This window comes from Anaerocolumna sp. AGMB13020 (assembly GCF_033100115.1).
Lineage (GTDB): Bacteria > Bacillota > Clostridia > Lachnospirales > Lachnospiraceae > Anaerocolumna.
Window position 1 is genome coordinate 1,491,686 of sequence record NZ_CP136910.1, and the last position, 20,036, is coordinate 1,511,721.

20 protein-coding genes are annotated in these 20,036 nt (G+C 39.3%); 8 read left to right on the plus strand and 12 right to left on the minus strand.

From position 1 onward, the window contains the following. The first annotated feature begins 62 nt into the window (after window positions 1-62). Window positions 63-368, plus strand: a complete 306-nt coding sequence (locus tag R2R35_RS05855; RefSeq protein ID WP_317734868.1) for a hypothetical protein — start codon at window positions 63-65, stop codon at window positions 366-368. 110 nt (window positions 369-478) lie between these two features. Here the strand turns inward: R2R35_RS05855 and R2R35_RS05860 are convergent, their stop codons facing one another. From R2R35_RS05860 to R2R35_RS05875, 4 genes are all read right to left on the minus strand, one after another. Further along, a complete protein-coding gene (locus tag R2R35_RS05860) occupies window positions 479-2,098 on the minus strand; it encodes an ABC transporter ATP-binding protein (RefSeq protein ID WP_317733576.1) in 1,620 nt (539 codons plus the stop codon). Beyond that, complete coding sequence (locus R2R35_RS05865) at window positions 2,092-3,741, minus strand: ABC transporter ATP-binding protein (RefSeq protein ID WP_317733577.1); 1,650 nt, start codon at window positions 3,739-3,741, stop codon at window positions 2,092-2,094. Before R2R35_RS05865 ends, R2R35_RS05860 begins: the two co-directional genes overlap by 7 nt. 433 nt (window positions 3,742-4,174) lie before the next feature. Further along, on the minus strand, window positions 4,175-4,921 hold the full coding sequence (locus R2R35_RS05870) for a helix-turn-helix domain-containing protein (RefSeq protein ID WP_317733578.1): 747 nt from the start codon (window positions 4,919-4,921) through the stop codon (window positions 4,175-4,177). A 317-nt stretch (window positions 4,922-5,238) separates the two neighbouring features. Then, a complete protein-coding gene (locus R2R35_RS05875; RefSeq protein WP_317733579.1) occupies window positions 5,239-5,724 on the minus strand; it encodes a GNAT family N-acetyltransferase in 486 nt (161 codons plus the stop codon). Window positions 5,725-5,993: 269 nt separating this feature from the next. On the opposite strand from R2R35_RS05875, the gene R2R35_RS05880 reads away from it, so the two are divergent. Both R2R35_RS05880 and R2R35_RS05885 read left to right on the plus strand, forming a co-directional pair. Beyond that, window positions 5,994-6,395: a metal-dependent transcriptional regulator gene (locus R2R35_RS05880; protein ID WP_317733580.1), complete on the plus strand. Its 402-nt coding sequence runs from the start codon at window positions 5,994-5,996 to the stop codon at window positions 6,393-6,395. Further along, window positions 6,373-8,484: a glycoside hydrolase family 36 protein gene (locus tag R2R35_RS05885; protein WP_317733581.1), complete on the plus strand. Its 2,112-nt coding sequence runs from the start codon at window positions 6,373-6,375 to the stop codon at window positions 8,482-8,484. The genes R2R35_RS05880 and R2R35_RS05885 overlap by 23 nt, the downstream gene beginning before the upstream one ends. 273 nt (window positions 8,485-8,757) lie before the next feature. On the opposite strand, the gene R2R35_RS05890 is transcribed toward R2R35_RS05885, so the two are convergent. Next, entirely contained in the window at window positions 8,758-8,970 is a 213-nt protein-coding gene (locus tag R2R35_RS05890; RefSeq protein ID WP_317733582.1) for a TOBE domain-containing protein, read from the minus strand. Between the two features lie 121 nt (window positions 8,971-9,091). Further along, complete coding sequence (locus R2R35_RS05895; protein WP_317734752.1) at window positions 9,092-9,703, minus strand: sugar O-acetyltransferase; 612 nt, start codon at window positions 9,701-9,703, stop codon at window positions 9,092-9,094. Window positions 9,704-10,088: 385 nt separating this feature from the next. Between R2R35_RS05895 and R2R35_RS05900 the strand changes: the two genes are divergently transcribed. The 4 genes from R2R35_RS05900 to R2R35_RS05915 all read left to right on the plus strand — a co-directional run bounded on the left by R2R35_RS05900 (window position 10,089) and on the right by R2R35_RS05915 (window position 12,906). Then, window positions 10,089-10,331 carry a hypothetical protein gene (locus R2R35_RS05900; RefSeq protein ID WP_317733583.1) on the plus strand — a complete coding sequence of 81 codons (243 nt, stop codon included), beginning with the start codon at window positions 10,089-10,091 and terminating at the stop codon, window positions 10,329-10,331. Between the two features lie 153 nt (window positions 10,332-10,484). Continuing rightward, entirely contained in the window at window positions 10,485-11,762 is a 1,278-nt protein-coding gene (gene serS, locus R2R35_RS05905; protein ID WP_317733584.1) for a serine--tRNA ligase, read from the plus strand. 224 nt (window positions 11,763-11,986) lie between these two features. After that, window positions 11,987-12,580 (plus strand): DMT family transporter, encoded by a 594-nt coding sequence (locus R2R35_RS05910; RefSeq protein ID WP_317733585.1) that lies wholly within the window; start codon window positions 11,987-11,989, stop codon window positions 12,578-12,580. Further along, window positions 12,577-12,906 carry a DMT family transporter gene (locus R2R35_RS05915; RefSeq protein ID WP_317733586.1) on the plus strand — a complete coding sequence of 110 codons (330 nt, stop codon included), beginning with the start codon at window positions 12,577-12,579 and terminating at the stop codon, window positions 12,904-12,906. Before R2R35_RS05910 ends, R2R35_RS05915 begins: the two co-directional genes overlap by 4 nt. A gap of 347 nt (window positions 12,907-13,253) precedes the next feature. Here the strand turns inward: R2R35_RS05915 and R2R35_RS05920 are convergent, their stop codons facing one another. The 3 genes from R2R35_RS05920 to R2R35_RS05930 all read right to left on the minus strand — a co-directional run bounded on the left by R2R35_RS05920 (window position 13,254) and on the right by R2R35_RS05930 (window position 16,586). Further along, the gene (locus tag R2R35_RS05920) at window positions 13,254-14,573 is read right to left on the minus strand and encodes an aspartate kinase (RefSeq protein WP_317733587.1); all 1,320 of its coding nucleotides are present in this window, start codon (window positions 14,571-14,573) and stop codon (window positions 13,254-13,256) included. Window positions 14,574-14,937: 364 nt separating this feature from the next. Continuing rightward, window positions 14,938-15,486, minus strand: coding sequence for a phosphodiesterase (gene yfcE, locus R2R35_RS05925; RefSeq protein WP_317734753.1), 549 nt, complete (start codon window positions 15,484-15,486; stop codon window positions 14,938-14,940). Between the two features lie 215 nt (window positions 15,487-15,701). After that, window positions 15,702-16,586: a LysR family transcriptional regulator gene (locus R2R35_RS05930; protein WP_317733588.1), complete on the minus strand. Its 885-nt coding sequence runs from the start codon at window positions 16,584-16,586 to the stop codon at window positions 15,702-15,704. A 718-nt stretch (window positions 16,587-17,304) separates the two neighbouring features. Between R2R35_RS05930 and R2R35_RS05935 the strand changes: the two genes are divergently transcribed. After that, window positions 17,305-18,360, plus strand: a complete 1,056-nt coding sequence (locus R2R35_RS05935) for a DMT family transporter (RefSeq protein WP_317733589.1) — start codon at window positions 17,305-17,307, stop codon at window positions 18,358-18,360. A gap of 146 nt (window positions 18,361-18,506) precedes the next feature. Here R2R35_RS05935 and clpP read toward each other — a convergent pair whose 3' ends face one another. From clpP to R2R35_RS05950, 3 genes are all read right to left on the minus strand, one after another. Continuing rightward, window positions 18,507-19,088 (minus strand): ATP-dependent Clp endopeptidase proteolytic subunit ClpP, encoded by a 582-nt coding sequence (gene clpP, locus R2R35_RS05940; protein WP_317733590.1) that lies wholly within the window; start codon window positions 19,086-19,088, stop codon window positions 18,507-18,509. Beyond that, a complete protein-coding gene (locus R2R35_RS05945) occupies window positions 19,085-19,501 on the minus strand; it encodes a helix-turn-helix transcriptional regulator (protein WP_317733591.1) in 417 nt (138 codons plus the stop codon). The genes clpP and R2R35_RS05945 overlap by 4 nt, the downstream gene beginning before the upstream one ends. A gap of 153 nt (window positions 19,502-19,654) precedes the next feature. Next, window positions 19,655-20,014 (minus strand): hypothetical protein, encoded by a 360-nt coding sequence (locus R2R35_RS05950; protein WP_317733592.1) that lies wholly within the window; start codon window positions 20,012-20,014, stop codon window positions 19,655-19,657. Window positions 20,015-20,036: the final 22 nt, after the last annotated feature.

Genomic DNA, 20,036 nt, shown 5'->3' on the forward strand with positions numbered 1-20,036 from the left:
AACTATTCAAGCGCAGCAGGATCTCTGCGAATCAAAGAAATCCGCCGCACTTGAAGGCTCTGATGAAGATGATAACTCTGGCGCAGAGGACACTTCTGACTCTGATGGCAACTCCGAGGCAGATGATAGCTCTGATTCAGGTAACAGCACTGACTCTGACAACTCTGCTGCAAATAATAGCTCTGGTTCGGATAATAGCTCTAATTTTAATGGAACTTCTGGTACAGGGTCTGATAATAACTACTCTAATGGCAACTCTGGCTCAGGTAGTTGCTATGGGTCTGATGATTTCTGTAATTCTGATGACGGCTCTGGCTCTGGTGATAGCTCTGATTCTAAGAATTATTTTAGGTAAAATATATCTCTGAGGTAAATAGCCTCTATACAATCAACGATGGAAAGAGACAGCAAATTTCTATACTTCAGAAGATATCTCAGAAACCAAAAGTTCTACCTTTACCCAATGACTGACAAATCATCAGGTAAAGGCTGTTCCTTTTATAGTTATAACTTTATCATAACATTCCCTGGTATCTTTAAAAATCACATGGCTTACATTGATAACCGTGATATCCTGAAGATTTAGGATGGTCTTCTCGATTTCCCTTGCTCTTTCCATATCAAGGGACGCAAAAGCTTCATCCATCAGTAATATTCTGGCTTTACTAAGAAGCGCTCTGGCAATTACGATACGGCTTCTCTCCCCCCCTGATATATTCTTGCCGTTGTCATAGATTACCGTATCCAGTCCCTGTGGCAGGCCTTCTACGAATTCTTTTAAGCCTGCATCTTTGATGGCTTTTTCGATTTCATTTTCTCCCAGCTCTTTGTAGAGAGTTATGTTATTCCTGATTGTATCTTCAAAAAGAAAGACCTGCTGCTCAATATTGGCAATAAGACCGAAATAATCTTCTTTCTTTACATCCATCAGGTTATGTCCGTCGATAAGGATCTTTCCCTGGGTTGGATTTACATATTTACGGAATAATCGGAGCATGGTTGATTTACCGCCTCCGCTGGGACCAACTACAAGATACTTGCCATTTTTTCTAAAGTCCAGGTTAATCTCTCTTAAGATCTGTCTTTCATCATCTTCGTAATGAAATCCTACTCCCTCAAAACGTATCTCTTCTTTAAACTCTTCTAATGATACCGTTTCCTCATAAGTCTCCGTATTCTTAAGGGAATCTTCTATCTTGTCTATCAGATCCCCGGAGGTAAAGAGCTTTGGTAAGCTTTCCGCCAGTTCGAAAATAGGAAAGGTCATACGGTTGATTCCTTCCATTATAACAATTAATCCCCCGGCACTGATCTTACCCGTAACCGCTATATACCCGATTCCGCATAGGATTCCATAGAAACTGCTGCTCATTACAAAGTTCTGAGAAGCATTTACAAAAGACATCATCTTCTCAATGAGGAAGCCCTTATTCTGTATCTCATCACTTTTATGATAATAATCTGCCGTGACCTTGTCCTGAAGATTATAATTTTTCACTATATGGAAAGCGGAAAGTACCTCTTTGATATAGGACGTATAACCATCAAAGAGATCACTTCGTTCTTTGTAATTCTTTTTTAAAGGTTTTGCTGTAATTGCAGATATCCCCAGATTTATGAATATAATAACCACAGCAAGCAATATCATTCGCAGATCTACTGTTGAAAGCAGCCACATACCCGCCAGAAAGTTCATCAAAGCCCTTCCCACCGTATAGATTCCTGTCAGCAGATTAATCTCCAGGGTATTAAAATCATTGGTCATGGAGGATAAGTATTTTCCATTGTTCTCTTTCTGGAATTCCCTGATATTCTTTGCAAAAACTCTTGTGATGTAGTAATTTTTTATATTCAGATTGCTCTTTTTCTTATAGAAATTACTAGTCATGGCTTCTAAGACACCTAAGGGTACCAGCAGCACCGCTCCTGCCAAAAGATAGGGAGTCTCTTTTTTAAGAGACACAAGATCCCCAGCAAGTGCGAAATCAAGCATTCCTAACATCTTTCTCGTTACCACTGCATCAAGGCCTACTAAAAGCAACGTCACCACCAGGGAGCCTAACAGGAAGGGAAGTGCACGAAATAATTTCTTTAACATACAACCACCTCGTTGAAATATTCCTGTGCCAGAAACTGGTGAACTCTTCCGTTCTTGATTTCCAGCACATAATCATAATTTTCGGTAACGCCTTCATAATAACGATGACTAATGGCAATAACCGTATTTTCCAAAGATAAGAATACCTTTTCGATCTCTCTTCCCAGTTCTTCATTGAGGCTTGAAGTGCCTTCGTCAACAAAAAGAATCTGTGCATCCTTTGCGATAGCCCGGGCTATGGAGATACGCTGACGCTGCCCGCCGGATAAATTCTTTCCGTTTTCAAGCAACATCTCATCAAGTCCTGCTTTCTTATCCGTAAAGATTCCCTCTAAGCCGCAGACCTTCACTGCAAAATTCACCTTCTCTTCCGATACCTCCTGGTAAAGGGTAATGTTATTTCTGATCGTATCTTCAAAGAGAAAAACATCCTGGTATACGAAAGCCACCTTTTCATGAAAAGATTTTTCATTCAGGTTATGATATTCCACATGATCTGCCAGGATTTCACCTTCATAGTCCTCGGTGGTTTTAGCAAGAAGATTTATTAATGTGGATTTTCCTGCTCCACTTGCTCCCTTAATCAGATATTTCTTTCCTTTCTCTATGACAAAGCTTGCATCTTTGAGAATCTCTTTGTTGCCATAACGAAAGGTTACATGATTAAGCGAAATCTTCTCCTGTAAATGAAATACTGTGCTTCCTTTATCTTCTTCCAGAGTTTCCGCTGATCTGTCTGCAATCTTATGGTATATGGTCATGGAGGCTTTCATCTGATTTCTCATCGGGAACGCATTGATTAGAAAGTTACTGCTGGAAGAACAAAGCTGGAACAGCAGCCCTCCCATACTTAAGGTTAATCCATTGACAAAGCTATGTGCCATATATATCATAACCCCTACAGTTGACGCAAAGGAAATAATACGGATAACATATTTCTGCATGTCGGTAAAGACAGCCGCCGCATACTTCTTTCTCTCCATTCTGCTGACAGCCTCCATGCTCTTATCACGGAATTTATCTTCTATGTGGTTTAATTTCAGTATTTCCATCCCGTTAAAGGTATTTGCCATATCTGTAGTAAACTGTTCATTGCTCTCTGACAATTCCTGCTCCAAGGTTGTGGACTTCTTTATAAAGAATCCAGCCAGGGCAGTTAACAGCACTGCCTGAGCTGCCATAGCTATGGCCAGTTTGTAGTCCAGAAATACCAGTATTAATATGGAGAAGAGGAACATTCCCATATTGATGAGGTAATTTAATAGACTAATAAAGAATTTATTTTCAAAAGTATTGATATCATTGATCAGATTGGATATGTATACTTCCTTCGATTTGGAAGAAAATTTCTTAAAAGGCATATTGATGATCTTGTCAAAAGCCTGTTTTCTGACATCCAGTATGGTATCTCTCATATATCGGATACGCAATAACCTTGATATCAGGAAATTAAGTGGTGCATAAAGGATAAACAAAGCCGTAATTACGATTACCTTCCAGTAATCTCCGGCATTCCCCTTCTCGATGGCATGGAGTATCAGTACGAAGATACCCATCTGGGCGAAGTGGTCTATGATAAACATAAACGTGGCAAATAAATATTGAATAAATTTCCCCTTGCGTCGCAGCAGTAGTTCTTTCATCTCTCCTCTTTTCCAGAGCAGTGACAATTTACTTCATTACTGTAAATTGTTACTGCTCCTTATAAATAAGACTAAATTTAATTCTTATAAATTTAATTCTTATAATTTTTAGTCTATATATTTTTTGTCTGTATTATCTTTGTTTCGTATTATCTTTGTTTCGTATTCTCTTTGTTCGTATTCTCTTTGTTCGTATGCTCTTTGTTCGTATTCTCTTTGTTCATATTCTCTTTGTTCATATGCTTTTTCTCTAAATGATTTTTGTCTGGTCTGTTCTGTATAATAATTGTACGAGCACCGCCTTTACTCTTAAGATGAATATGTTCGCAAGTATTTCCATCCTTTTTGCAGTCCTTTAACCTAAGTGGTTCAAAGGAAAAATACGAGCTACCATCTTTTTCGCAATAACACCAAGGCAACGAGTTATCGCGTTTTATAAAAAAGGTGCGAGTTTGACAAACTCTTTCATATTGCCATTCTTCATAAACAGGTCAGCCAGTTTTTTTGCCGCCTGGCTGCTAAGGAAAGGATATAGTCCTGTGCATTCACCAATCTTACCTTCTTCAAATGCCTTCTCAACCAGCGTATCAAGACTTTCTTCCGAAAGAAACGGAGCCAGTGAACTAATTTGTGAGAGCTCTCCCACCTTTGTTATCTTTTTCACCAGTACATCCAGGGATTTTTCCTCTAAGAAAGGAGCCAGTGCGGTAACTCCTTTTATATTCTCCACTATATCAATACGGTTGATCCATTCCATAAGGAACTCCTCGCTTACAAAAGGAGCTATCTTAACCAGATCCTCTAATGAAATACGGTCAGAATTCTCATCCAGAACGGTTTCAACCAGACTCTCCGTCTGGCTTGGCTTAAGAGCAGGTGCTGCGGAGGCAAGCTCTTCTACCGATACTTTCTGCTCCTTCACGTATTCCTTCGCATCGCCTTCCAGTACTTTCTTAAAAAGTTCACTTTCTTTCCTGTTACCCAATAATTCATCAATGCTGCAGCCTAATATGGAAACCAGTTCCGGAAGCTTTGCGATATCCGGCATGGAATTGCCTCTTTCCCAATTGCTTACTGCCTGATAACTTACTCCCAGATTATCTGCCAGTTCCATCTGTGTCATATTTCTTTCTTTACGATATGCCGCTATTTTCTTTCCAACTTCACTTGTACTAAACATAATCTACCTCCTGATTGTTTTGCGTTGCCGGCTACAAAATTCATTATAATCAAAACACTGCTAAAGTGAATAAACCAATAATTGAGTACAAGTTCTCCCCACTAAAGGAATGCTTTAGAACGCAAAAACATACAGGTGTCTCTGCTACTATCCAAGCTTTTCAGATTGATCAACAGCTTGAATATAAATCAGTTTCTCCTGTATGATGGCTACATACTCTGATAAAATTATTGTAAAACGATTGCTTCTGCTTGTCAATTATTAACAGAGCAGTGTGATGCCAGGTAGAACTCAAGCATTGCTTTATCTATTCTAAATCAGAAATAATCCGGTATACTATCAATCTCTGCTTGTATAATCTGGTCCCAAACTGCTTCTGAACAGGATGCCATGCAATAACAGCCCTGCTTTTTCTGAAGTCTGTCCGGTAAGACCCTGAAATGCAGTCTTTCATAAAAGGCAGGTTCTATTTCGGAATAAAGGAATATGATACAGTCCTCTTTGTGCAGCTTACCAATACAGGAATTGATAAGAATAGTTGCATAACCTTTACCCGCATGGGCTTTATCCGTAAATACAGATCCAATGCCATAAGTATCACAATGAAACTTCTGACCAAGTCTGAGTAAAATAAGAGAGCTCACCAGGGCTCCGTTCTCCTCTAATACATACCTGGTCCCATAACGGTCTTCCTTCGTGTTATCTTTATAGTACTCCTCAAAGGTTCTTCCTTTGTTCCATAATTTATAGCCCGCCTCCAGCAAGTACTTAATTTCCTTGGGTTTTGCTTCACGAATCAACATACAGCCAAACTTCCTCTTCTTGTGTTTCACACATTAAATGTAAATAAATAGGGCTTTATTACGAATGCCTCTATGCATTATATCAGAAGTAAGAATAATTGTAATCATAAATTTTATATTATATTCATTGATTTTAATTTATCAAACTGATAAACTGATGGAAGAATTAACAGAAATTGCTCCGTGGATCAGTAAATCCTTGTATTCGGACTTTTGTTAAAGAAGAATTCATATCACATTTATGTTGATATTTAGAAAAGAGGTTATTTATGGACAAACTGACGTTTACAATGGAAAATTATCTGGAAGCCATTTATGAACTATCCTCTGACAAGGAAGGTGCCCGGGTATCAGATATTGCGAAGAGACTCGGCGTATCCAAAGCCAGTACCAACAGTGCCATTGTCTCACTGGCTGAAAAAGGACTAATAAATTATGAAAAATACAAAGAAATCTTTCTGACGGAGAAAGGGCTTGAGTTAGCCAAATCCACTTCGGACAAGCACCGGATCATCAAGAAATTCTTTGTGGATATTCTGAAAATAGATAGGGAAATTGCAGATAAGGATGCTTGTTCCATTGAACATGTAATCAGCAGGGATTCTGTTATAGCCATGGAAAAATATATGAAAGGACATAAAGAAAAAGATGGAAAGAATACAAATATATGAGAATAAGATTCATATGGTTCTTGAGATTACGGAGGAAGGACAAATCAAACTGCTTCACTTCTCCGCCCTCCCTTTTAAGGAAAGCGATATAAAATCAAGAAATCTGGAGGGTTCCTTTCATCTAATGGAGATTAACCTCTCAGGTATCAACAGGCCGCTGGAGCGCCATGGTAACAAATACATTATAACGGCTCCCGGATATCGTATGAAATACCAGGCTCATAAAGATTATCGAAATGACCTGGGACGGAAGCTTGAGATAACGGTCATTGATGAAGAAACCGGTGTTATAGTTATAAGTCATATACAATTCTACGACGGAGTATCCGTTATTCGTTCCTACAGTGAAGTAATTAACAGGGGCAAAGAAAGCCAAACCCTTGAATATATCTCCTCCTTCTATTATAACGGAATCGATAAGGAAGGAATCTTAAAAAGAGACGATAAGTTATCCTTAAAAATTCCTCATAACGCCTGGCAGAGAGAAATGTTTTGGCAATCCTACACCCTTTCAGAGCTTGGTTTACCGCAGGCACAGCCGGATGTGGAACAGCGTTCCTCTAAGGCTGTCAGTATTACCAATACCGGTAATTGGTCCACAAAAGAATACCTTCCCATGGGATATCTGGCAAACGAAGAGACCGGCAGCAGCCTCTTCTGGCAAATTGAACACAACGGCTCCTGGCATTGGGAAATCTCAGATTACAATGCTCACCTCTACCTTGCCTTAAGCGGCCCTACTGAAATTCAATCCCACTGGTCCAAGGAGCTTGCCCCTGGTGATACCTTCCTCTCCGTGCCGGTATCCGTAGGTGTTGATGCCGGTAATTTTGATACTGCCATGGGTGAGCTCACAAAGTACCGCAGAATTATAAGACGCCCCAATAAAGATAATGAATCCCTAGCAATCATATTCAATGACTATATGAATTGTCTCTGGGCTGATCCCACCACCGAGAAAGAACTCCCTTTAATTGATGCAGCAGCAGAAGCCGGCTGTGAATATTTCTGCATAGATGCAGGCTGGTATTCGGCAGGGTTCTGGTGGGATAATGTCGGTGAATGGCAGGAATCCAGAGAACGCTTCCCCGGAGGTCTGAAAGAAGTTACAGATTATATTAGAAGCAAAGGCCTTATCCCAGGTGTATGGCTGGAGTTGGAAGTTATGGGAATCAATTGCCCCAAGGCAGCCAAAGTACCGGATGACTGGTTCTTTCTGCGCCATGGCAAAAGGGTCTATGACCGTTCCCGTTATCAGCTGGATTTCCGCAACCCTGAAGTCAGAGCCCATGCGGATGAGGTAATTGACCGGTTAATCAAGGATTATGGTGTGGGATACATCAAAATGGATTACAATATAGAACCCGGTATTGGCACAGAACTTCATGCCGACAGCTTCGGGGACGGCCTCTTGGGCCATGAAAGAGCCTACCTTGCCTGGTTGGATGCTATCTTTCAGAAATATCCTGACCTTATTATTGAGAACTGCTCCAGCGGCGGTCTTCGTATAGATTATGCCATGCTGTCAAGACACTCCATCCAGTCCACCAGTGATCAGGATGATTACAAACGTTATGCTACCATAGCCGCCAACTCTCCCTCCGGTTTAACGCCTGAACAGTCTGCTATCTGGTCCTATCCAATGACTGCCGGTGATAAAGAAGAGGTAGTCTTTAATATGGTGAATGCAATGCTGCTTCGTATTCATCAGAGCGGACACCTGGTGAACCTGACGGAGGAGCGAAAAGTTCTGGTAAAAGAAGCCTTGGATTATTATAAAACAATCCGTGGAGATATCCGAACCGCTCTTCCCTTCTGGCCTTTAGGCTTGTCAGCCTTTTCGGATACCTGGGTTAGTTTAGGTCTTCAGGCAGATAAGAAGCTTTATATAGCAGTATGGAGAAGAAACAGCGAAACGGATACCTGTGTTCTCCCTCTGCCTGGTATAAGCAGACAGGTAGCTGAGGTCAAGTGTGCTTACCCGTCTTATAAAGAATGCGATTATCGTTATAACCAGGAGAATAACAGCCTGTCTGTAAGACTGCCTAAGACTTTTACAGCAAGGCTGTTTGAAATTACACTTCAGTAATTGAACGGAAACTTCAGTATTCTATAATTCATAATGCATCCGTTAGTACATGATTATTCGAACCAATTTATACATTATAATGATAAATCAAGAATACACCTGCCAGATACCGTTATTTTATGAACGAAACAAAAAAAGCAAGACCTCAGGGACTTGCTTTTTTGTTTATCAGGTTTATATGACTCAAGATATACTTTATGAGTCCAAAAATTTTCCTTAACTTGTTTTCCTTATAAGAACAATTAACTTTTTACTAAATAATAAAATCCTGATTTAATCATCTACACCAACCATAATAGAAGTTGCTTTAATGATTGCGTAAGCATCCGATCCTGGTTTTAAGTCAAGTTCCTTGATGGCATCCATTGATATCGTAGCACTCAATACATTTCCACCACCGATATCAAGGGTAACAATACCGTTTACCGCTCCGTCTTTAATAGCCACAACTTTGCCTTTAAGCTGGTTTCTTGCACTTATCTTCATATAATCTACCTCCTGTATAATGGTTGTCACTTTTGTTAATCCACATTATACACCATATTTTGTCAAATTACAAAGCAGATTTTTCAACTATCATACAAAGACGCAATTATACAAATAAATATTATCGATAATCCTCAACATCAAACTCTTTATCTTTAAAGTAATACTTTCTATCCGCCTCCGTTATTTTCCTAATTACCTTACAGGGACTACCAACTGCTATTACATTGTCAGGAATATCCCTGGTTACGATACTGCCGGCACCTATTACAACATTGTTTCCTATGGTAACGCCTGGATTAAGGATAACATTGCCTCCAATCCATACATTATCTCCAATTGTTATAGCAATTCCATATTCATAACCTGTATTTCTGGAATCAGGATGCACGGGATGCCCCGCAGTATATATTGACACATTGGGAGCAAACATAACATTATCTCCAATTACCACTTTACCTACATCGAGTATGGTGCAGTTATAATTGACAAAAAAGTTATTTCCTACTTCAATATTCTTTCCATAATCGCAATGAAAAGGAGCTTCAATATGCGCATTTTCCCCTACTTTTCCAAGTATTCCTTTAATTAATGCTTCTCTTTTATCTTCCTCCTCCGGAGGCAGCATATTAAAAGCATATACCTTCTTTTTATTTTCCAGCCGATCTTCTGGCAGCCCATCAAGCCAGGCTTTATAGGGCAAACCAGCCAGCATTCTCTCTTTTTGATTCATCATAAGTTTCCCTTTCCTTTCAATTATGGTTAAACTTTTTACATATTATTGACTGATTAAGAAAGACATATTAATTGAGTTTCATGAATGTTTTTTAAGTCCACTTACTAAATTACTTATTAAATTATCTTTATTAAGCATTATTACTATATCTCTCTTTTGTTTTTTTGTCAACCTGCCAGGCATCCAACCTGTTTAAAATCTATGTATTGTAATTGTCATATTCTATTGCTCCCCTATAAGACTTATATGATAAATTTCTCCACCTAATTATGCCTCAAATGGCCTAAAGTCGAACATACTGTAAATATCCCTTGTAATTTCTTAGAATTTGTGTATAATAAAATCAAATATATTGTTAACGGTGTTGATAAAAGCTACGATTATGAGATTTCCAAAGAGAGCCGGTGGTTGGTGTAAATCGGTGAAAGCTCAGATCTTTCCACTTTTGGAGCTGTCGGTGAATAAGCATAAACCAGACCTGTTTATGCAGTTAGGAAGCCGAAAGGGCGGCAGCCTTTATCCTGCCATGTTGAGCGGCCGTTGTTGTAACGGCAATTTGGGTGGCAACGCGGAATCCTTTCGTCCCAATTATTTATGGGAACGGAGGATTTTTTTTATTGTTTAAATCCTCTGCTGCAGACTTCCTATCAACAGCTTGGCATATTCTGCCCAAAAGCATGAGTACAACTGCAACCTTAACAATAGCAGGTGAAATGGCAGCTTGTTTACAGTCTTTCACCAATTATATTCCAAATACAGTGAATGAATGGAGGAAATTATGTTAGATATTAAATTCGTCAGAGAAAATCCCGAAATCGTGAAACAGAACATTAAGAACAAATTCCAGGATAACAAGCTTGGTCTTGTGGATGAGGTGATAAACCTTGATGCAGAAGCTCGTGCTACGAAGCAGGAAGCTGACACCTTAAGAGCTGATAGAAATAAGATTTCCAAACAAATCGGCGGTCTTATGGCTCAGGGCAAAAAAGAAGAAGCAGAAGAAATGAAAGCAAAGGTGAATGCTGAATCCCAAAGACTTGCTGAGTTAGAGACCAAAGAAGCAGAACTGGAAGAGAAAATCAAGAAAATTATGATGACTATTCCTAATATTATCGATCCCAGCGTACCTATAGGTAAAGACGACAGTGAAAATGTTGAAGTAAAACGCTATGGCGAGCCTGTAGTTCCTGACTTTGAAATTCCCTACCATGCTGAAATCATGGATAAATTCAACGGATTGGATTTAGACAGTGCGAGAAAAGTAGCCGGAAATGGCTTCTACTATCTGATGGGTGATATTGCCAGACTTCACTCTGCTGTTATTTCTTATGCAAGAGATTTTATGATTGAGAGAGGCTTTACCTATTGTATCCCTCCTTATATGATTCGAAGCGACGTCGTTACAGGTGTTATGAGCTTTGCAGAAATGGATGCCATGATGTATAAAATTGAAGGTGAAGACCTCTATCTTATCGGTACCAGCGAGCATTCCATGATCGGTAAATTTATTGACACTATTCTTCCCGAAGAGACGCTTCCTCAGACCTTAACCAGCTATTCTCCTTGTTTTAGAAAAGAAAAAGGCGCACATGGACTTGAAGAGCGTGGTGTTTACCGTATTCACCAGTTTGAGAAGCAGGAAATGATCGTTGTCTGCAACCCAAAAGAAAGCCCGAAGTGGTTCGATGTATTATGGCAGAATACCGTAGACCTCTTCCGTTCACTTGATATTCCTGTTAGAACTTTGGAGTGCTGTTCCGGTGACCTTGCCGACCTGAAAGTAAAATCCGTAGACGTTGAGGCCTGGTCTCCCAGACAGCAGAAGTATTTCGAGGTTGGAAGCTGTTCTAACTTAGGAGATGCTCAGGCACGTCGTTTAAAGATTCGTGTTGTAGGGGAAGAAGGCAAATACTTTGCCCACACCTTAAATAACACCGTTGTTGCTCCTCCCAGAATGCTTATCGCTTTCCTTGAGAATAACTTAAATGCTGACGGTTCTGTTAACATTCCCAAGGCATTACAGCCTTACATGGGCGGAAAAACTGTAATTAAATAATACTGATTCATATCTAATCTCGCTTGGTAAACTTATTGTAAACAATCCTTCCTATCCGGTAGAAAAGCTGCCCGAAAGCCTGTAACGAAAACAGGCTTTCGGTATGCTTTTAAGTAAGTACCTATACATAAATGTACTTAAAGTTACTTGAAGCTCTTACTATTTAATCTATGGACAAAAGAAGCGATTGTTTAATTTTTACCGCACTGCAGAAGGAGTTATCTATGTCCTCAAACCATTCCCTGAAAGGTCATGCAGCTGCATTATTCAGTGTTCTCTTCTGGGGTACCACTTTTATATCCACCAAGGTACTTCTAAAGGCTTTCACTCCCTATGAAATTCTGGTATACCGCTTCCTGATCGGTTTTCTCATACTCTGGCTAATCAAACCCGGTAAAGATACCCAGGTCCTTCTTAAAAAGAAATCGGATGAATGGCTCTTCTTCGGCGCTGGTTTTTCAGGAGTGACCTTATACTTTCTGATGGAAAATAATGCGCTAACCATGACAAGTGTCTCCAATGTCGGAGTCATCGTATCCACAGCACCATTTTTCACAGCCTTAATGGCACATTTTCTTCTAAAGAATGAGAAGTTCCGCCCATCTTTCTTCCTGGGTTTTCTCTCTGCTATGGCTGGAATCGTTCTAATCAGCTATAACGGCAGTGCGGCTTTAGCACTAAATCCCATGGGTGATTTACTGGCATTGGCTGCTGCTTTTATATGGGGAATTTATTCTATCTTTACGAAAAAGATCAGCGACCTGGGCTATAACATGATAATTGCCACCAGAAAAATTTTTCTATACAGCTTACCATGATTCCCCTATATCCTGTATTCCGTCCGGAAATCGAGCTGGCAAAGCTGCTTAAGCCAATTCATACTGCCAATCTCCTGTTCTTAGGGATAGGAGCTTCCGCTCTTTGTTATGTAACCTGGAATTGGGCTACCAAGGTTTTAGGAGCTGTTAAGACCAGCATTTATATCTATATCATTCCTGTTATTGCTATTCTTACGTCCGCTTTGATATTGGATGAAAAAATGACACTGCTTGGAACAGTTGGTACTCTTCTTACAATTGCAGGTCTTGTAATATCAGAGAATCCAATAGGTAAGAATAAAAACAAGGGATTCCAAAAAGATTAAGAACTATTTATTTTAGTAATATAATACAAATAAAAACAACAACCTGGTCATTTACAGGTTGTTGTTTTTTGTAGGCAATCATCATATTTCCTAGGTGTAACGAAATCTTTCTGAAATCTTGTTGCTCTAGAATGATTACGCTACATGAATAGTCTGGTTTTATAAAACGAACTTGTCTCTAATAAAATTAAAAAAGATAGAAAAAACATTAAATCTATTAATTTCCTAAAAAAGTTTAATTTCTTACAGAAGTTTCCTTCTATGTGATGGAATACCATACTATGCACATTTTTAAGCAAAGGCACATTTATCTATGAGCACGTATTCCTAAAAACCAGTTAAAGCAATTACAGCTTGGACAGTACAAAGATATCATAAATGGCCTTAATAGCCACCTCAAAATCCTTGTTGCTGACACCAATTATTATGTTCAGTTCACTGGAACCCTGATCGATCATTTTAACGTTTACATTCGCATGGGCAAGGGCTGAGAAGATTCTTCCTGCAGTCCCTCTGGTTTGACGCATCCCTCTCCCAACAACTGCTATAAGGGCGAGATCACTTTCCAAATCGATGGAATCCGGGTTAGCAGCATGATCAATACCAGCTAATACACTCTGTTCCTTTTCTACAAATTCATCCTGATGAACGAAAACGGTCAGCGTATCGATACCGGAGGGCATATGCTCAAAAGAAATTCCATTGTCCTCGAATACACGGAGCACTTTTCTCCCAAAACCAATTTCAGAGTTCATCATATCTTTTTCAATATTTATGGCAACAAAACCCTTCTTGCCGGCAATACCGGTGATGGTATATTCCGGCTTAAGAACGGTATTCTTTACAATCATTGTACCAGGCTCTTCCGGTGCATCAGTATTTCTGATGTTAATGGGAATTCCCTCTTTTCTTACAGGGAAAATTGCATCTTCATGCAAAACGGTCGCTCCCATATAAGACAGTTCACGAAGCTCCTTATAGGTAATAGTGGAGATTACCTCAGGATTTTTAATAATTCTTGGGTCAGCTACAAGAAAACCGGATACATCAGTCCAGTTCTCATAGATATCTGCCTGTACGGCTTTTGCTACAATGGAACCGGTAATATCGGAACCACCTCTGGAGAAGGTCTTTATTCCTCCATCTTCATAAGCTCCGTAGAAACCGGGTATTACCGCATTAGGTGTGTTCTTAAGCTTCTCTGCCAGAATGGCGTCGGTTTTATCCGCATCAAAAACACCGTTATTATCAAAGAAAATGACCTCTTTTGCATCTATAAACTCATAGCCTAAGTATTCAGCCATAATCAAACCGTTTAAGTATTCTCCCCTGGAAGCTGCGTAGTCTGCACCCTTTTTTGCGGCGAAGTCTGCGCTGATCTGTTCGAACTCTGTGTCTAAGGACATGGCAAGATCAAGCCCCTTAATAATATCTGAATAACGAGTCTTAATACCTTCCATTGCTTCTTTAAAATCAGCTCCTTTTACTGCCAGGTCATAGCAGTGATAGAGCATGTCCGTAACCTTCGTATCCTGAGAATTACGCTTTCCTGGTGCGGAAGGTACCACATATCTCCTTGCTTCCTCGGAACGGATTATGTTTCCGACCTTCTTGAATTGTTCTGCGCTTGCTAAGGAACTCCCGCCGAATTTAACTACTTTAATCATATTTTCCTCCACCATAATTAAAATATCAAACTTTCTATCTGTAGTCTGGCCTTTAAGCAAATACATGCCGCGGGTAAGAACAAATAAACGTAAAAATAACAGCACGCTACATGCTGTTTGAAGCAATCTGTCTAAGATGCATTACTCCATTGTAGTACTTTATTACAAATTTTGATACTTATAATAACACATATCCCCCCGGATTGCAATGAATAAATAAAGTAATTATTTATAGAACAAGTGCAAATAGTTTTTCCACATATTTGCATAAAACTAGGATATACACTAGGTCAAATGGGATATCAAAAAAAACAATTATTAACAGCAAATGCATGAATACAATAATACAACGTATATATATTCATTATCTTTCTGATAAAGATACCTTCTTATAGATTTCACCTTCCAGATTCTTAAACAGTACTTCTTCTTCCCACAGAATATAGCTGTTAGGACTATCCTCTTTTGGTATCGATACAGAACCCGGATTTACATAGATAAACGCTTCTCTTTCCTCCCATTTCGGCACATGGGTATGACCGTTTAACAGGATATCCCCTTTCTTTAACATAGGTTTGTTATCAGGATTGAAATGGTGGCCGTGAGTGGCAAATACCATACGATTATTCAGGTATAAAATACAGTACTCCGCCAATACCGGAAATTGAAGCACCATCTGATCTACTTCTGTATCGCAGTTTCCTCTGACACAAAGTATCTCTTCTTTCACAGCATTTAACATTTCAATAACCTTTTTAGGTTCATACTCTCTTGGCAGATCATTTCTTGGCCCATGGTACAGGATATCCCCTAAAAGCAAAAGCTTATCCGCTTTCTCTCGTTTATAAGCTTCCAGCATTTTATTACAATAATAGGCTGATCCATGTATATCGGATGCAATCATTAATTTCATTGTTCTACCCATTGCATATCGCAGGCCTGCCTGCGATACTGCCACAAAATGAAAAGAGTGAAAGAATCTCCACGTGGCATCCTTTCGATTATTATTTTCTTCCACTCCCTATCTCTTTTTCTCTTCTTGTTGCATTTCCTGTTTACTGAAATTTTGAGTCACTTGATAATTCTGCTCTTCTATGATTGTCTTATGGAACTAAGTGTTTTTTCTGTTTATAATACCTCTTTTAACACTTCTATAAATTTAGCAGAAGCAGTGGAAAGATGCTTGTGCTTATTATGGATAAGACTATAGGGGTATTCCAATTTACTGCAATTGATATTCAGTTGCGTAAGCATACCCTTTTCAATTTCAGATTTAACTGCATAATAGGGCAGTATGGATACTCCAAGATCTGCATATATGGCATATTTAATGGCATCGATGCTGCCAAAATGCATACCGATATTTTCCGAAATCCCGTATATTTCTATAAATTTCTTATAATATGTGTACAGCTGGGAGGTTGTACTATGAACAACAAATGCTGTTTTCGCCAATTCCTTAATACTGATGGTATCCTTATCTTTCAACGGATTATCCGGTGAGGCCACTACCACCAGTCTGTCATCCAGAAGCTTCTCAACGACTATACTGTTGTTGTAGTTGCAGTTGCCTCCATTAACGGCTACATCCAGGGTACCGTTCTCAATAAGATTTGTTATTTCAGAAGTATCGGCAACATGAAGATTTACGGTGACACCTGGATATCGCTTCTTCATTTCCCCAATAACCTTAGGAAGGATGTATACGCCAGGGGTATTGCTGGCACCAAGGTTTATACTGCCGCCAATTTCATTTCCAAGGTTCTGTACATGATTTTCCAATTCCTCCACAATAGCAAATATTTTTTGGGTATAGCCATATAACATCTTTCCGTCTTCACTCAACACAATCCGGTTTCCTATTTTATTAAAAAGCTTCATTCCCGTTCCGCTCTCAAGCTTCTTAATCTGTATGGATAATGCAGGCTGGCTTAAATGAAGTACCTCTGATGCTTTTTTAAAACTCATGCATTTTGCTATGGTATGAAATATTCTTAAGTAATGCAGTTCCAACCTGCCACCCCTTTCTAATTATTTACAGTCCATAACTTTTATTTATCACCTACATTTAATCTATAAATTGGATTAATAAAGGAAAATGACTTATACTGTACTTGTAAAAATTCAAATCACCTAAACCTTAAGGGCCTCCGGATTTCAAGTAATCTGATTACTTACACCAGTTTTCGCGGGGGCTCTCGTTCTGTCTATTTTTATGTTTTCCGTTTATTTCTTCCATTTCCGAACTTCAATATCAGTACATTAATATCAGTACTCTAATATCAGTACTCTAATATCAATACTCTAATATCAGTACTCTAATATCAGTACTCTAATATCAGTACTCTAATATCAGTACTTTAAAATCAAAACTTTTACACAGTGTTATTAATACCTTAATACCACAATGTCCTGAAAATACAAGGTATAAACAGATATTTCTTTTTAATTATTCCTTTAATTATTCTTTCTTACTTTTTTTATTCCTATGAATTATTTGATTATAACTATAGTAATATCCCTATCGCTTTACATATAGTGAATTATAGCATACTCGAAAAAAAATACAATTGCTTTCTTCTGATTGCAGTCCATGCCTAAGCAAAGGGCAAATCTCCTGATAATTTGAAAGTGATTGTATCTTTTAAAGTATTGTGTTATGTTTATTACATCCCCCTAGGGGGGATGTAAATTAATTGCTTTTGTATTCCCACAGAATTGGAGCTAAGCTATGAGATTTATAAATCATTCTTCTATATTTTACGCGATACTTGCTGCCCTTTTATTTTCCTTAAGTTCCCCTTTTTCTAAAATCCTTTTAGAGAAACTGCCTCCCGCTCAGATGGCAGCGATGTTGTATTTGGGTGCCGGCTTCGGTATGTCTTTCCTGTATCTCCTCCGCGGAAAGAACAGGCCCTCTGAAAAAGAAGCACGCCTGACAAAAAAGGAGCTTCCCTACATCCTCGGAATGATTCTTTTAGATGTGGCAGCTCCGGTATTTCTGATGCTTGGTCTCACAATGACAACGGCAGCCAGTGCTTCTCTTCTTGGTAATTTTGAAGTCGTAGCAACAGCACTTATTGCCTTAGTGGTTTTTCAGGAGGTTATAGGAAAGAGACTCTGGTGGTCCATCTCCCTGATCTGTTTCGGTTGCCTGATTCTCAGCCTTAAAGATATGACAGGTCTTTCATTCTCCTCCGGCTCCCTGTTTGTATTGATGGCGAGTATTTGCTGGGGGTTTGAAAATAACTGCACCCGAAGGCTCTCACTGAAAAATCCCATGGAAATTGTTATCCTTAAAGGCTTTGGTTCCGGTTTCGGCGCTCTATTAATCTGTTTTATAACAGGAAATTTCACCTTACATATTCCTTCTGTTACAGCTGCCTGCCTCCTTGGATTTTTTTCTTACGGCCTGAGTATTTTCTTCTATGTTCTTGCCCAGAGAGAACTAGGAGCGGCAAGAACCGGTGCTTATTACGCTTTTGCACCTTTTCTTGGCGTTCTACTGTCCGTAATTGTTAACAAAGAGACCCTTACTATGGTCTTTTTCATAGCTTTGCTGTTCTTTGGAACCGGCGTCTACTTAGCCAGCAGCGAAAAGCACAAGCATGTGCATACCCATACTCCCCTTGTACACGAACACCGGCACAGCCATGATGACGGACATCATACTCATTCCCATTCAGCTCAGATGAAAGGGGAACACAGCCATTTACACAGCCATGCTCCCCTTACCCATGATCATTCTCATACACCTGACCTTCATCATACCCACGGTCATGACTGATAAAGTGATCGGGTATACGATTGATGAAGGCAGCTTACGGATCATGGATGCATCGCCAGGAATTTACCAGGCAAAGTGGGCAGGATAAACTTTTAAGACAAGTAAAAGTCTGGTTAATTCAAGAGCGATGCACAAAACTTTTATTTCTATCTTCTTAACAATATTTCATCAATGAGACCATAGGCTTTACCTTCTTCAGCGGTCATAAAGTTATCTCTTTCGGTATCTCTTTCTATAACTTCAGCACTCTGTCCTGTATTTTTTGCAAGTATATCATTTAACCGTTTTTTATTTTTCTGAATATGCTCGCTGATAATTCTTATGTCACTGGCAGTGCCGCTGCCCCCGCCGGAAGGCTGGTGAATCATTATATCAGCGTTGGGCAGGGCATAACGTTTTCCTTTGGTTCCACCGGAAAGCAGGAACGCGCCCATACTGGCTGCCATACCGATACATATGGTAGACACATCACATTTAATAAAATTCATCGTATCATAAATTGCAAAGCCGGCTGTTACAGAACCACCGGGAGAATTGATATAAAGATGTATATCCTTACCTGAATCCTCTGCTTCCAAAAATAGCAGCTGTGCTACAATCACGCTTGCCGATACATCTGTTACCTCTTCATTTAAAAATATAATTCTATCCTTTAACAGCCTGGAATAAATATCATAGCTTCTCTCACCTCTGGATGTCTGTTCAACTACATAAGGCACTAAACTCATGCCGCAGCCCTCCCTTTCCAATCATTATTTGTTATTAACCACTTCCTGTTCTGTCCTGTTACTGCCTTCCGCCTGCAAGCTTCCTGCTTCACTTTACTTCTGTATATACCTGGTGGTACCTGATATAGCCGTTTAAAGGCCAGCGTAAAAGCCTGCTGTGACTCATAACGGGCTTCCAATGCTATCTCAAGGATTGAAGTATTCGTAAATAGAAGTCTGGCGGCAGCATCTTTTAAGCGCTCTTCCCGAATATATTTTGAAAGTGTGCTGCCATAGTTCTTTGTAAAAAGCCTTTCCAGATGATATTTGGAATAACCGGCTTCCTGCGCAAGCTTTGCAAGCTCCAACTCCTCATACAGATTATCATCAATGTATTTCTTTATCTTTTCGATGGACTTATCTTTTTCAGACATTCTTACCTCCATTTCATAAACGTGTTTAAACTGCTTATGCCGGTCTGGGCGTCTCAATTTTATATTGTTATTATAACAGATAATTTCTTATATGTTTTAATAGAAATTGCGATACTGTATTACTACAGGTATCGCAATCAGGTTTTATGTTTATTAGGTTTCATTGGTTTGAAAGGACTCTTCCTCCAGCGTATGAAAACTGGCTTCATATTTCTGCACAGCCTGAGCAGGTGACTGGTGAAGCAATTCCCGATTCCTTCCTTCCAGCAGCTTTATATTAACCGCCGTTCGTAAGTTTTCATTATACAATCTGGCAGTAGGAAAGAGTTTCTCACGTACCTTCCTGCCGCTTTGTGTCAGATAACGGTCTAATAGCTCCTTAAAAGACGTATCCGTTCCGGTAATATCCTCTAAACGTATAGTCCCGTCCTTAATATCCTCCATACGTTTCACATAATGCTTTAAAGTAATTCCGTTATCATCGGCAATTTTTATTTCAATATTTACTATCATATCTCCACCCTGTTTCTATACT

Bases quoted from the DNA above. Each gene is read 5' to 3' on its own strand.
- R2R35_RS05915 (WP_317733586.1), top strand. From the start codon at position 12,577: ATGATTCCCCTATATCCTGTATTCCGTCCGGAAATCGAGCTGGCAAAG.
- R2R35_RS05875 (WP_317733579.1), bottom strand. From the start codon at position 5,724: ATGTTGATTCGTGAAGCAAAACCCAAGGAAATTAAGTACTTGCTGGAG.
- R2R35_RS05880 (WP_317733580.1), top strand. From the start codon at position 5,994: ATGGACAAACTGACGTTTACAATGGAAAATTATCTGGAAGCCATTTAT.
- R2R35_RS05885 (WP_317733581.1), top strand. From the start codon at position 6,373: ATGGAAAGAATACAAATATATGAGAATAAGATTCATATGGTTCTTGAG.
- R2R35_RS05950 (WP_317733592.1), bottom strand. From the start codon at position 20,014: ATGATAGTAAATATTGAAATAAAAATTGCCGATGATAACGGAATTACT.
- R2R35_RS05870 (WP_317733578.1), bottom strand. From the start codon at position 4,921: ATGTTTAGTACAAGTGAAGTTGGAAAGAAAATAGCGGCATATCGTAAA.
- clpP (WP_317733590.1), bottom strand. From the start codon at position 19,088: ATGAGTTTAGTGCCTTATGTAGTTGAACAGACATCCAGAGGTGAGAGA.
- R2R35_RS05900 (WP_317733583.1), top strand. From the start codon at position 10,089: ATGAGATTTCCAAAGAGAGCCGGTGGTTGGTGTAAATCGGTGAAAGCT.
- R2R35_RS05910 (WP_317733585.1), top strand. From the start codon at position 11,987: ATGTCCTCAAACCATTCCCTGAAAGGTCATGCAGCTGCATTATTCAGT.
- R2R35_RS05860 (WP_317733576.1), bottom strand. From the start codon at position 2,098: ATGTTAAAGAAATTATTTCGTGCACTTCCCTTCCTGTTAGGCTCCCTG.
- R2R35_RS05890 (WP_317733582.1), bottom strand. From the start codon at position 8,970: ATGAAGATAAGTGCAAGAAACCAGCTTAAAGGCAAAGTTGTGGCTATT.
- R2R35_RS05920 (WP_317733587.1), bottom strand. From the start codon at position 14,573: ATGATTAAAGTAGTTAAATTCGGCGGGAGTTCCTTAGCAAGCGCAGAA.
- yfcE (WP_317734753.1), bottom strand. From the start codon at position 15,486: ATGAAATTAATGATTGCATCCGATATACATGGATCAGCCTATTATTGT.
- R2R35_RS05855 (WP_317734868.1), top strand. From the start codon at position 63: ATGAAGATGATAACTCTGGCGCAGAGGACACTTCTGACTCTGATGGCA.
- R2R35_RS05895 (WP_317734752.1), bottom strand. From the start codon at position 9,703: ATGAATCAAAAAGAGAGAATGCTGGCTGGTTTGCCCTATAAAGCCTGG.
- R2R35_RS05935 (WP_317733589.1), top strand. From the start codon at position 17,305: ATGAGATTTATAAATCATTCTTCTATATTTTACGCGATACTTGCTGCC.
- serS (WP_317733584.1), top strand. From the start codon at position 10,485: ATGTTAGATATTAAATTCGTCAGAGAAAATCCCGAAATCGTGAAACAG.
- R2R35_RS05945 (WP_317733591.1), bottom strand. From the start codon at position 19,501: ATGTCTGAAAAAGATAAGTCCATCGAAAAGATAAAGAAATACATTGAT.
- R2R35_RS05865 (WP_317733577.1), bottom strand. From the start codon at position 3,741: ATGAAAGAACTACTGCTGCGACGCAAGGGGAAATTTATTCAATATTTA.